This is a genomic window from Aquirufa sp. A-Brett2-W8 (assembly GCF_054558755.1).
In genome coordinates, this window is the sequence record NZ_JBPXKS010000007.1 from 102,976 (window position 1) to 116,004 (window position 13,029).

Below are 13,029 nucleotides of genomic sequence, written 5' to 3' on the forward strand. Positions count from 1 at the left end.
ATATAAATGCTTAATAAATGTATTATACTTTGGCTGTTTTAACCGTCTTGATAATACGAGCAGCCACTTTATATGGATCTGCCGCTGAGTTCGGACGACGGTCTTCTAACCAACCTTTCCATCCTTTTTCTACTGCTGCGATAGGAATACGAATCGATGCTCCACGATCAGAAATTCCATAAGAGAAATCGTGAATAGAAGCTGTTTCGTGCTTTCCAGTTAATCGCATGTGGTTGTCAGCGCCATAAACCTCGATGTGTTCTTTCACGAACGGAGCGAATGATTGACAAATTTTATCGTAAGCTTCCTTATTTCCTGCCGTACGTAGAAGAGTGTTAGAGAAATTAGCGTGCATACCTGAACCATTCCAATCTAATTCGCCTAGAGGTTTGCAATGCCAGTTGATAGCGACACCATATTTCTCGCCTAAACGCTCTAAAATATAACGACCTAACCAGATTTCATCACCTGCTTGCTTAGCGCCTTTTGCGAACATTTGGAATTCCCATTGTCCTGCAGCTACTTCCGCATTAATACCTTCTATATTTAAACCTGCATCAATACACAAGTCCATATGCTCTTCAATAATCTCGCGTCCATACGCGTTACTAGCGCCTACTGAACAATAGTATGGTCCTTGAGGTGCTGGAAATCCATTTGCTGGAAAACCTAAAGGCTTATTTATTTCTGGATCCCAAAGGAAATACTCTTGTTCAAAACCGAACCAGAAATCATTATCATCATCTTCAATTGTTGCACGACCATTAGACTCATGAGGAGTACCATCAGCATTCAGAACTTCACACATAACTAAATAACCATCACGACGAGCTGGATCAGGACAAACATAAACTGGCTTTAGTAAGCAGTCAGATGAACCTCCTTCGGCTTGTAGAGTAGAAGAACCATCGAAGGACCACATATCGAGGTCTTCTAATTTTCCACTAAAATTATTTTCAATTTTAGTCTTAGAACGCAAACTTTGAGTTGGCTTGTAGCCATCTAACCAAATGTACTCTAATTTTGATTTAGCCATGATTTTTAAACTTGATTTTGGAACAAAAATACTTTTTTAGGAATTCGTATAGCAAAAATATACCACTTTTTAGGAAAAACAATAGTTTTCATCAAAAAATCAAGCAAAAACAACCCACTTTTTGAGAAAACTCCAAAAATCCAAATTAAACTCAAAAAAATGAATCTTAATTTTCCTTTTTGTTCATTTTTTATCCCATGACAATTCGTTACTTTTACTTAAGAAAACAAATCAAAAAAAGAATGGCAATCACTCGCTTTAAAGCCTTAGAATTGGCTCAATCCCGTACTGTAACACCTGTAAAATTACCGACGGAAAAAGTATCTGATTATTATGGAAGTATGACCTTCAGTGATGAAGTAATGCGCTCATTGTTATCTCCTGAAGCCTATTTAAAGATTAATACTGCAATCCAAACCGGTTCTAAAATAGACCGTGATGCAGCTGACGAAGTAGCAGCTGCTATGAAATCATGGGCCATCTCGAAAGGAGCCACTCATTACACTCACTGGTTTCAACCTTTAACTGGTACGACAGCAGAAAAACACGACTCCTTCTTTGATATTGATTTAAGCAATGGAAAAGCGGTGGAAAAGTTCAAAGGTTCCGCCTTGGTACAACAAGAACCAGATGCTTCATCCTTCCCGAATGGAGGTATTCGTTCTACTTTTGAAGCGCGTGGTTATACAGGTTGGGATCCATCATCCCCCGCTTTTATCATGGAAAATGCGGCTGGAACGGCTACTTTATGTATCCCGTCTGTCTTCGTTTCTTATACGGGAGAAGCATTGGATTATAAAACTCCCTTATTGAAATCGATTGAATTAGTTGATAAAGCCGCTACAGCCGTTATTAAGGAATTCTTTAATCGCGACGTGAACAAGGTAATTCCTACTTTAGGTGCTGAGCAAGAATATTTTGTGGTAGATGAAGCCTTATTTAATGCGCGACCAGATTTAGTCATGGCAGGACGTACTGTTTTCGGACACGCGCCAGCGAAAGGACAACAATTAGAAGATCACTATTTTGGATCTATTCCAACCCGAGTGAATACCTTCATGGTTGACTTCGAAATCGAGGCACTTAAATTAGGTATGCCCGTTAGAACACGCCATAATGAGGTAGCTCCTGCACAATTTGAAGTGGCGCCTACGTTTGAAGAAGCGAATTTAGCTTGTGATCACAATGCCTTATTAATGGATTTAATGGCTAAAGTAGCCTCAAAACATAAATTAAAGGTTCTATTCCATGAAAAGCCATTTGCGGGAATTAACGGATCCGGAAAGCACAATAACTGGGCATTAGCTACGGATACAGGTATTAATTTATTAGCGCCATCTTCTAAACCAAAAGAAAACCTGCGCTTCTTGACATTTTTTGTCAATACCGTAAAAGCAGTGCATGATCGCGCTGATTTATTGCGTGCGTCCATTGCATCTGCCGGCAACGAGCACCGTTTAGGTGCAAATGAAGCCCCTCCAGCTATTGTTTCCGCTTTCCTAGGTAGTACAATGAGCCAAGTTTTGGACGACATGGAAAACATGGATGGTCTGGACGAGATTCAATTAGAAAAAGGAGATAATGTATACCTTAAATTAGGTATCAATAAAATCCCATCGTTGATCTTAGATAATACGGATCGAAATAGAACATCTCCTTTTGCCTTTACGGGAAATAAATTTGAATTCCGCGCAGTAGGTTCATCTGCGAATTCTGCAGCACCAATGACGGTTTTAAATACCATCGTGGCAGACCAATTAATCAAATTCCGCAAGGAGGTAGAGGAAGTGTTAGAAAAAGGGGTGAAGAAAGAATTAGCGATCATGGAAGTGTTAAAGCGCTATGTGAAGGAGTCTAAAAACATCCGTTTTGAAGGAAATGGTTATTCTGATGAATGGGTAGAAGAGGCTGCTCGCCGTGGTTTATCTAATTTAAAGACCACTCCAGAGGCATTAGCGGTTTATGCGCGTCCAGAATCCATCGAATTATTCACGAAGCATGGAATTTATTCTAAAGAAGAGATGCATGCGCGTCATGAAATTGAATTAGAAAACTATGTAAAGAAAATTCAAATTGAATCTCGTGTGATCGGAGATATGGCCATTAACCACATTGTTTCTACCTCTTTGAAATACCAGACACAATTAGTGGAGAATGTGAAAGGCCAAAAAGAAATCGGAATAGACCCGCAATATTTTGCACCTACGATCGAAATGATCAAGAAAATCTCTGAATACACGTCTTCCATTGTTAGATTACAAAATGAGATGACGGAAGCTAGAAAAGAGGCGAATAACATAGAAGATCTAGAAGGAAGAGCCGTTTTATATAGCACGAAAGTGAAGAATTATTTCGAAGAGATTCGGTACAGTGTCGATAAATTAGAACTAATCATTGACGATGATGAGTGGCCATTACCTAAATACCGTGAATTATTGTTAATCAAATAAACAAAACATGTCTAAAAATACCAATCCAGGCTTTGACCCGGTAGAAATAGCAGCGTTAAAAAAGCAGTGTCAAGAAGACAATCGTTCTTTCGTCTATATTTTAGACGAAGAATTGCCGTCAGGGAACGAGCGAGAAATGGTTCACATTCAATTTGTGGGTCAATATGAGAAACAAGAGGTTATTTATGATGCCATTGTTTGTACACTGCAATTACATTATTCTAGTCTTTTATACGAAGCAGCTGAACGCGAAATCATTCAGCAATACCCTTTGTATGTTCCTTTAGAGAATCGGGATGAAAACTACGAGCCTAATGAAGAGTTAGACGAAGAGGTTGAAATGCTGATCTTAGAAGTTATTGAAGATCTAGAAGAAAACGAGGAGATCAAAGTCGCTGAATACATCGAAATCGATCCAGAATTTGATTATGGAGTAAGTATCGAAGTTGCTTTATACGTTCCGGCTTTAGATGACGACATGTTAACGCAATTCATCATTGACTTTAACGGGAATACTTTAAGTCTAGATCCCTCGCTTTATACCTTTAACTCTGATGATGAAGAGGATGAAGAAGACGAAGATTAATTTATGAGTATAGCTGTTTTTTATGCTCCTAATGCAAAGGATTCCTCTTTTCTAAGTGAAGAGGAATCCTTTCATGCTATACGGGTTTTACGTCTCAAAATAGGAGAGGTGATACACCTTTTAGATGGGAGAGGATCTAAATTTGAAACTAAAATCAGCTCTATTGAGGGGAAAAAAGTAGCTTATAGCGGCTTAAACCTTATGGAATCAGAACCTACACCTTCCTATAAAATTCAACTTTATGTTGCCCCCACGAAGCAGATGGAGCGAATGGAGTGGATGGTGGAAAAATGCGTTGAATTTGGGATTCATGGTATTCATTTTTTTGCTTCTAAAAACTCAGAACGGAAAGAAATCAAATTACTTCGATTAGAAAAAACAGCGATTTCGGCCCTGAAACAATCTAAAAATCTGTACCTACCTGAAATAACGGGTTTACACGTGTTTAAGGATATTGCGGTGAAAGAGGGTGCTGAGAAATTGTTCGCTTTCATTTCAAATCCTCCTGTATCTGTTTTATCAAAAGTGGCCACAGTGGGAAAAGAATACCACGTTCTAGTAGGGCCTGAGGGTGACTTTACCTCAGAGGAATCAGAATTATTGAAAAAAAATAAGTGGAAACCTTTTAGCCTGGGAAAATCTATATTACGCACGGAAACAGCTGGAATAGCTGTTTGTCATGGATTACACCTCTTAAATAGTGATTAAAATCAGTATAATTCTTTAAAAGCAGCTTAAATTAGAAACAATTGCGTCGTACTTTTGTTAAATTATTAAAATTCCTCCTTCTATTATGCAATTAGTACTTCCTGCTTTCTTCATACATTGGTATGTTTCTTTGTTTAGCCAAACTTTTTTCCTTCACCGTTATTCAGCTCATAAGATGTTTTTGATGAGTAAGTTTTGGGAAAAATTCTTCTATTTCTTAACTTATTTATCGCAAGGCTCCTCTTTTTTAAGCCCAAGAGCTTACGCGATTTTACATAGAATGCACCACGCGTTCTCCGACACCAAGAGAGACCCGCATTCTCCTATGTTTTTTAGCAATGTTTTCACGATGATGTGGAAAACCAAAGACATTTATAATGCGGTGCTAAATAGAAAGCAAGAGGTAGAGGAGCGCTTTGAACATCAATACCCGGTGTCGAAAACCATCGAAAAAATTGGCGATTCCTGGATATCTCGCATTGGTTGGGGAGTAGCCTACGTCTCTTTATATGTGGTCGGATTTATCTACTTTGATATGCACTGGGCATTCTTCTTCTTATTACCGGTTCACTTTTTAATGGGACCTGTTCACGGAGCGATTGTTAACTGGTCAGGTCATAAATATGGCTACCAAAACTATGATAACCACGATCAGTCAAAAAATTCTTTGATCTTTGACGTACTCATGATGGGCGAGTTGTTCCAAAACAATCACCACAAACTACCTAATCGCGTTAACTTCGCGACGAAATGGTTTGAGTTTGACCCTACCTTTCCAATGATTAAACTTTTGACCTTATTAAAAATTATTCGTCCGAATATAAAACCGGATGATGCTAAGTTTTAATAGCCATCTTATAAATGAAAAGAGCCTCAATCGAGGCTCTTTTTTTATATCTGTGTATCTAAACTAAACTTCTCTAAATAGTCAGAGACGCGTTTGACAAATCCTCCACCTAGCGAACCATCCACGACACGGTGATCATAAGAATGTGAGATAAACATCTTTTGACGAATCGCAATCACATCTTCACCTTTTTCATTCGTAATAACCGCCGGCTTCTTTTCAATCATTCCAAAGGCTATAATACCTACCTGAGGCTGTACAATAATAGGGGTTCCCATCAAATTGCCAAAACCACCAATATTCGATATAGTAAAAGTTCCACCCTCTAAGTCAGCTGGCTTTAATTTATTTGCTCTAGCGCGGTTAGATAAATCATTTACCTTTTGGGTTAATTCGGTTAAAGTCAATTTATCCACTTCGTGAATCACAGGAACAATTAAATTTCCAGTAGGCAAAGCGACTGCCATACCGATGTTAATCTGCGCATGTTGCACTATATAATTTCCTTCTACGGAGATAATCATTCCAGGGAAATCCTTTATGGCCATGGCTGTGGCCATAAATAGGAGGGGCGTAAACGTTAGCGCTTCCTTGTGTTTATCCTGAAAACCTTGCTTAACCTTAGCTCGCCAATTCACTATATTAGTAACATCCGCTTCTAGGAAAGACGTAACGTGAGGTGCGATACGTTTAGAATCTAACATGCGCTCCGAAATCATCTTCCGCATGCGATCCATTTCAATTACCTCGTCACCAGGAAGACGCATTCCTGCACCTTGACTCAAAGTACCGGATGAAATGATACGCTTTGAATTACGAACCGCTATGTAATTAAGTACATCCTTTTTCGTAATACGACCATCTAAACCAGAACCAGGAATCTCCATTAGTTCTCTTTGGGACACATTCTCTGACTGACAAATCTGCTTAATCAAAGGTGATATCCACGGATTATTCGATTTCTCCGTACTCAATTCAGTGGATCCTAAGCTCACATCGACTAGTGAACTAATGTCATCATCCAGCGAAAAAGCTTCCGCTGTAGTAGGGCTACCCGTTGATACCGCATCAATTATACAAATGGCTTTACCTATAGTAGCGACAGAGCCTACTGGAATTAATATAGATTGCATATAACCAGCCACTGGGGAAGGAACCTCCGTATCTATCTTATCGGTAGCGACCTCTAAAATAAATTCATCCGCTTCCACGTAGTCACCAGGCTGTTTTAACCAATTTAAAACAGTCGCCTCCATGATACTTTCACCCATTTTGGGCATAATAACCTCTGTAATGGCCATAGCTTAGGTTAAATCGTTTAATAAATATTTGCGCAGCAAATTTACACAAGCTAAAGAACTTAAATAAATATTTTGCGTGCGTGTTCCTCCTAAAGTTAACTTTCTAGTAATAACTCCGTTTTCATGAGCGAGGGCTATCCAAACAGTACCCACTGGTTTTTCTTCCGTTCCGCCATCTGGACCCGCAATACCGGAAGTAGCCAAAGCATAAGTAGATCCTAGTCTTTGTTGAACACCTAAAGCCATAGCTTTGATGCATTCTTCAGATACCGCTCCAGTAGTGGTCAGAATTTCCGCTGAAACACCGAGTTGATCCATCTTCACCTGATTTGCATAGGAGAGGATGCCGCCTAGAAAATAGGCAGAAGAACCCGCATTTTGTGTGAACTGATGTGCCAAATGACCTCCAGTACAACTTTCTGCAACCGATAAGGTTGCTTTTTGATCGAATAATTTTCGTCCTACGACCTCCGCTAAATCGTCTTTTTCATATCCAAAAATATAGGACTTTATCAACGGATGTACTTTCTGCAATTCAACCTCCACGTCAGACTTCAATACCTCCAAATCCTGACCTAATGCCGTTAAACGTAACTTTACAATACCCATGGAGGGCAAATAAGCTAATTTAATATGTTCCGGCAATTGTAATTCCCAGCTTTCAATGAGATCAGACAAATAGGATTCACCTATTCCAACCGTTTTGATAACCTTATGAAAAATGATAGGCGTTTTAAAATGCTTTACTAAGCGAGGAAGCACTTCCTGCTCCATTATTGATTTCATTTCATACGGAACACCAGGCATAGAAACCCAAATAACCCCTTTTTCATTAAACCACATTCCCGGAGCAGTACCTTGACTATTACGTATAAATTCTGCTTTAGTAGGCAATAAAGCTTGATCCCGATTAATATCAGATAATTCGCGTCCACGCTTCGAAAAGAATTCCGTGACATCTTGTAGGGCCTCTAGATGCATTTGAAGGTCACAACCAAAATATTCTGCCAAGATCTTTTTAGTCAAATCATCCTTCGTAGGGCCTAAACCACCTGTGATAAAAACAACATCCGCACGCTGCGACGCTTCGTTAAGTATCTGAAGAATTTCTGATTTTTGATCACCTACGGAAGATTTCCGTACCGTTTTTATACCTAATTTGTCTAATTCAAGACTGATCCATTGCGTGTTAGTATCCAGGATTTGCCCGTATAGAATCTCATCTCCAATGGTAATAATTTCAGCCCTAACCATAAATTTCCTTAATTTATACGAAAATACGATTAATTTTACATCCATGAAACATTCTGAAATCAATTTTAAGATACAATTAGACGATCAAAATATCCCAGAGCAAATCTCTTGGTCAGCTACCGATAATCCGAACGAAGGCATCGAAGAAACCAAGGCCATTTTAGTAGCTACTTGGGATCCATATCACAAGGGAACCTTGACTTTGCCACTTTGGACAAAAGACATGGAAGTGTTAGATATGAAAAGGTTTTTTATCGAAATAGTGGGCACCGTAGCTGATGCTTCATTACAAGCTACAGGTGATAATTTCTTCGCACAAGAGTTAGAATCCGTTTGTCGCACCTTGTCATCTCATTTACAAAAAGAAATCGTAGCTGCTGAAAAAGGCACCAACTAATGAAATACATTCTACTAACTCTGCTTTTACCTTTTTTGAGTGTTGCTCAAGGGATAGATTTTTTACAGGTAAACTCCTTGCAAGAAGCGAGAGCTGCCGCTATTAAGCAAAACAAATTGCTCTTCATGGAGATCTATGCCCCAGATTGCCATATTTGCAATTCTTTTAAAGGCGTATTTACTCAAGCTGCGGTGGGGGCTTTGTACAATAAAAATTTCGTTAATTATCAATTAGACATTCGGAATCCAGCGAATGAAATGGCTTTAAAGCAAGCCGGCATTATACTTAATGCAACACCTACTTTCGTATTCTTTGAGCCTAAATCGATGAAAATCGTTCAGGCGCGGATATTTGGGGAGAAAGACAATACGGTAACCATGGTAAATGGAATAGGCTCAAAGGCCGCCAATCCTGCTGAGCAAGCGTCCCAATTTCCGAAACGTCTGGCAGCGGGAGAAAAGAATCCTGGTATGTTAATAAATTATGCCCAATTTGCCCGGATTACGGGTGATACTTTGGCTAATATCAAGGCGATGAATGCCTATATAGCCTTATTGAAACCTGCGCAATATAGCTCACAATCTACCTTTAATTTAATGCAAGTGGCCTTAATGAGCCACGATAATCGATTGTTTGACTATTTTATTCGTAATCTGAATTATTATAATTCAATTTTCGACCCATCGGTAGTTCGGATGGTTTATGAGAATATCTTCCAAATCACATTAACCAGCTCTTGTGCTGTACAATTAGGCGAAGCTGGTATGATGAAACTTAAATCACAAATGGCTAAAACAGAAATAGATCGATCTAGCATCGTTCGTAGAACCTGGATGGTGGAATCTGATATCTTGTTTAAACAGCGTAAAGCTACGCAAGCAATGAAGGTAATCGATGAACTCATCAATTCGATGCCAGGGGCTTTAGGCCCTAAAGAAAATCAATTCCTTTGTGATTATGTGAAGGGAAAAACAAAAGACGCCAGTGCTTTGAAAAAGGCTAAATCCTATTGGTGCCTTTACGGGACGAAATAATTAGCGAATAAAGGCCCGGTAAGTCATCACAATTAAGCAAATGATAAACATCAAGATGGATATCTTGTTAATCGTATGCATCGCACGAATATTAAAATTAGAGGGTGCACCTGGCTTGGGTTTCTTGAAGACACGAACGAAATACGTAAAAACTTCACCTACCTTAAATTGTTCTCTTAATCTGCTCATTTTTCTATTCGTTTACAGACGGCTCACGCCAGTCCCCATGTTCTTTAATTAGTTGAATTAACTCATCTACCGCTGAATCCGCAGGAACGGACTTTTTAACGACATCCTGACCCTTATAAAGCGCAATCTTATCTTTTCCGATTCCTACATAGCCATAATCGGCATCAGCCATTTCGCCTGGTCCATTCACAATACATCCCATGATTCCTATTTTGACGCCTTTCAGGTGATCTGTTTTTTGGCGAATCAAAGCGGTCGTTTCTTGTAAGTCAAATAAGGTTCGGCCACAAGAAGGGCAAGAAATATATTCTGTCTTCGATATGCGCATTCGGCTAGCTTGTAGCGTCCCAAAATTCGTCGCATTACACAAGGCCTCTTTGTTTTTAGCATGATTCAAACTTAACAAAAGTCCATCCCCAAAACCATCAATAAATAGGGCTCCTCCATCAGTAGGTGCAAACAATTGAAATTGATCATCCGAAATGGAGGAATAATTCAAGTGAATAATCACCGGATTTACTATGCCTTTTTCCATCAAATGGAAAAAAGCGCGACGAATCGCTGGCATTTGATGCGCATTGGTTGATTTCAAAACTATCACGCACGTTTGATCAAATGAATCCGATCCCCCTAGTAATTCGGCTGCTTCTACTGCAACAAAATTTAAAATTGGGTGCTTTACGGTTGCCGTTTCAAAATCCGAATAGTTGAATAAGGGATAAACAAAATCAGAGGCCTGATAAACAGACGAATCTTGAATTTGGCGCAAACCATTAGGCAACATAAAACCAAGCGTCTGCTTGCCCGTATAGATAAAATCGACTCCTAAATCATTCATGGCCCATTTATCAGGTTCAGGCAAGTAGAAGTGACCAATGGCTTTTAAATCTGCAACCTCAATAGATGTTCTTGACGAAAAATCCGCAATTACGCGAGGCACTTGATGTCCACCAATCGAAAAAATCTCCGATGTCTTTCTACGGAAATGTGCGAATGGGTGAATAGGAGAGTCAAATGCTGCATTAATACCTTCAAATGAATCAATAGGATCTTGGGATGAAGCACGTGAGTCATAGCGACGAACTAAATCTTGCGCTACCGGAATTTCAAATTCTGGATCCTCCGTCAACGAAACACGAATGGTATCGCCTAAACCATCTTCTAATAACGTTCCTATACCCACGGCCGATTTAATCCGACCATCTTCACCCTCACCAGCCTCTGTCACACCTAAGTGCATTGGATAGTCCTTAAATCCTCCGTCCTTTAATTTCTTACTCAATAATCGATACGCTTCCACCATCACCTGTGTATTGGAAGATTTCATCGAAAGGACGATATTAAAATAATTCTCATCCTCACAAATGCGCAGAAATTCAAGAGCTGATTGCACCATCCCATTAGGAGTATCGCCATAACGACTTAAGATACGATCAGATAAAGAACCGTGGTTCGTACCAATGCGCATCGCCGTTCCATATTCCTTACAAATTTTGACTAAGGGCAGGAATTTATCCCGAATACGATCTAATTCAGCTGCATAGGATGCATCGGTATAATCAATTGTCTCAAAACGCTTCTTATCCGCGTAATTACCCGGATTAATACGCACCTTCTCGACAATTCTAGCGGCTAATTCAGCCGCATTAGGCGTAAAGTGTATATCAGCTACTAACGGCGTATGGTAACCTCGCTCACGCAAACCTTTGCGAATATTTTCTAGGTTTTGGGCTTCCTTAACTGATGGAGCCGTAATTCTGACTAATTCACAGCCTGCATCAATCATTCGAATCGATTGATCGATAGAACCTTGGGTATCCATCGTATCTACCGTGGTCATCGACTGAATTCGAATAGGGAAGTCTGACCCTAAATAAAGGTCGCCGATTTGCACAGGAATGGTGCTGCGTCTTGTATACGTATACAAAGACGACGCATAACGATTACCGTCTGCAATTAAAGGATCTGTGGACAAAGGTAAATTAGACATAGCGGGAATAAAACGCAAAAATAGGCAATTCTACTTCCAAGAACTCTTTTTATGCCCAATTGTTGCGTAATAATAGATAAAAATATAACAAGGAATCAAAATGAGGTAAGCTGACTGTGTATTACCTAGCTGATCCGCTATTTTACCATATAACAAAGGCATCAAAGCCCCGCCCGAGATCATCATAATAATTAAAGCAGAACCTATCTTAGTAAATTTACCTAATCCCTTAATAGCTAGAGGCCATAATGCAGGCCACATCAAGGCATTTGCAAAACCTAAAAGCGCTAAACATAAAACAGAATTAAATCCAGTAAAGGTAATGGCACCTATTGAAAAAAGGACTCCTAAAATAGCCGAATAATTCAAGGCTTTTTGTTGAGACAAATATTTTGGAATAAAAAAGATACCAATCACGTAACCCACTAACATCCCATATAAGGTATAGGTGGTGAAGATCTTAGCCACATCCTTACTAAAACCTTGTGAAACACCATAATTAATAATCGTGTCGCCCGCAATCACTTCCACGCCTACATACAAGAAAAAAGCTACCAGACCTAAGACCAAACTCGGATAAGACCAAACACTCGACTTCGCGTTCCCAGCCTCTTCCACCGTCTCGTCTGCTTCTACTTCAGGTAATGACGAGAACCACACCCAAACCGCTAAAACAACTAAAACTGCCGTCATAATTCCATAAGGCATAATAACGATGGCTAATTTTGAAGTACCCGCGACCGCACTAGACAGAAATAATCCACCAAAAATAAACTGACTTAAAATACCCGCCACCTTATTGCAAATTCCCATGACAGAAATTCGTTGTGCCGCTGAATCTGCGGGTCCTAAGATCGTCACATAAGGATTCGAAGCTGTTTGTAGAAGTGCTAAACCAGTTCCAATGACGAAAAGCCCAAATAAGAACATGGGATAATTTTCCATTTGAGCCGCTGGAATGAATAATAAAGTTCCCACAGCCATCGCTAAAAGTCCTAAAGACATCCCTTTTTTAAAGCCAGTCTTAGCTAAGACCCAAGAAGACGGAATCGCCATCACGAAATAGGAAATGAAAAAGGCAAAGGTGACTAATAAGGAATCGAAATTGTTTAATTGAAAAGCATCCTTAAAGAAGGCGATCAGCACCGAATTCACCCAGGTCACAAATCCGAAGACAAAGAAGAGAATACCGATAATTAAAAGAGGTCCGTTTACGTTTTTTGATTGGTTCATTTGG

12 protein-coding genes are annotated in these 13,029 nt (G+C 39.5%); 6 read left to right on the forward strand and 6 right to left on the reverse strand.

Translation table 11 applies throughout. The features are described 5' to 3' along the window. Positions 1–22: 22 nt before the first annotated feature. On the reverse strand, positions 23–1,036 hold the full coding sequence (locus tag ACST13_RS08085) for a glutamine synthetase beta-grasp domain-containing protein (protein WP_459522686.1): 1,014 nt from the start codon (positions 1,034–1,036) through the stop codon (positions 23–25). A 242-nt stretch (positions 1,037–1,278) separates the two neighbouring features. Here ACST13_RS08085 and ACST13_RS08090 point away from each other — a divergent pair, with 242 nt between their 5' ends. The 4 genes from ACST13_RS08090 (at position 1,279) to ACST13_RS08105 (ending at position 5,627) form a co-directional block, all read left to right on the forward strand. Continuing rightward, entirely contained in the window at positions 1,279–3,486 is a 2,208-nt protein-coding gene (locus ACST13_RS08090; protein ID WP_459522687.1) for a glutamine synthetase III family protein, read from the forward strand. A 7-nt stretch (positions 3,487–3,493) separates the two neighbouring features. Then, complete coding sequence (locus tag ACST13_RS08095; protein WP_459522688.1) at positions 3,494–4,072, forward strand: hypothetical protein; 579 nt, start codon at positions 3,494–3,496, stop codon at positions 4,070–4,072. A 3-nt stretch (positions 4,073–4,075) separates the two neighbouring features. After that, positions 4,076–4,780, forward strand: coding sequence for an RsmE family RNA methyltransferase (locus ACST13_RS08100; RefSeq protein ID WP_459522689.1), 705 nt, complete (start codon positions 4,076–4,078; stop codon positions 4,778–4,780). An 85-nt stretch (positions 4,781–4,865) separates the two neighbouring features. Further along, on the forward strand, positions 4,866–5,627 hold the full coding sequence (locus ACST13_RS08105; protein WP_459522690.1) for an acyl-CoA desaturase: 762 nt from the start codon (positions 4,866–4,868) through the stop codon (positions 5,625–5,627). Between the two features lie 44 nt (positions 5,628–5,671). Here the strand turns inward: ACST13_RS08105 and ACST13_RS08110 are convergent, their stop codons facing one another. After that, positions 5,672–6,928 (reverse strand): dihydrolipoamide acetyltransferase family protein, encoded by a 1,257-nt coding sequence (locus ACST13_RS08110; RefSeq protein WP_459522691.1) that lies wholly within the window; start codon positions 6,926–6,928, stop codon positions 5,672–5,674. Positions 6,929–6,931: 3 nt separating this feature from the next. After that, on the reverse strand, positions 6,932–8,182 hold the full coding sequence (locus tag ACST13_RS08115) for a competence/damage-inducible protein A (RefSeq protein WP_459522692.1): 1,251 nt from the start codon (positions 8,180–8,182) through the stop codon (positions 6,932–6,934). Positions 8,183–8,225: 43 nt separating this feature from the next. On the opposite strand from ACST13_RS08115, the gene gldC reads away from it, so the two are divergent. Continuing rightward, positions 8,226–8,579 carry a gliding motility protein GldC gene (gldC, locus tag ACST13_RS08120; RefSeq protein ID WP_459522693.1) on the forward strand — a complete coding sequence of 118 codons (354 nt, stop codon included), beginning with the start codon at positions 8,226–8,228 and terminating at the stop codon, positions 8,577–8,579. Then, on the forward strand, positions 8,579–9,613 hold the full coding sequence (locus tag ACST13_RS08125) for a thioredoxin family protein (protein ID WP_459522694.1): 1,035 nt from the start codon (positions 8,579–8,581) through the stop codon (positions 9,611–9,613). Before gldC ends, ACST13_RS08125 begins: the two co-directional genes overlap by 1 nt. Here the strand turns inward: ACST13_RS08125 and ACST13_RS08130 are convergent, their stop codons facing one another. From ACST13_RS08130 to ACST13_RS08140, 3 genes are read right to left on the reverse strand one after another with little or no spacing between them, the layout of a single operon-like run. Next, the gene (locus ACST13_RS08130) at positions 9,614–9,802 is read right to left on the reverse strand and encodes a DUF6728 family protein (RefSeq protein WP_459522695.1); all 189 of its coding nucleotides are present in this window, start codon (positions 9,800–9,802) and stop codon (positions 9,614–9,616) included. 4 nt (positions 9,803–9,806) lie between these two features. After that, a complete protein-coding gene (gene ispG, locus ACST13_RS08135; RefSeq protein ID WP_459522696.1) occupies positions 9,807–11,792 on the reverse strand; it encodes a (E)-4-hydroxy-3-methylbut-2-enyl-diphosphate synthase in 1,986 nt (661 codons plus the stop codon). A gap of 30 nt (positions 11,793–11,822) precedes the next feature. Beyond that, the gene (locus tag ACST13_RS08140) at positions 11,823–13,025 is read right to left on the reverse strand and encodes a sugar MFS transporter (RefSeq protein ID WP_459522697.1); all 1,203 of its coding nucleotides are present in this window, start codon (positions 13,023–13,025) and stop codon (positions 11,823–11,825) included. Positions 13,026–13,029: the final 4 nt, after the last annotated feature.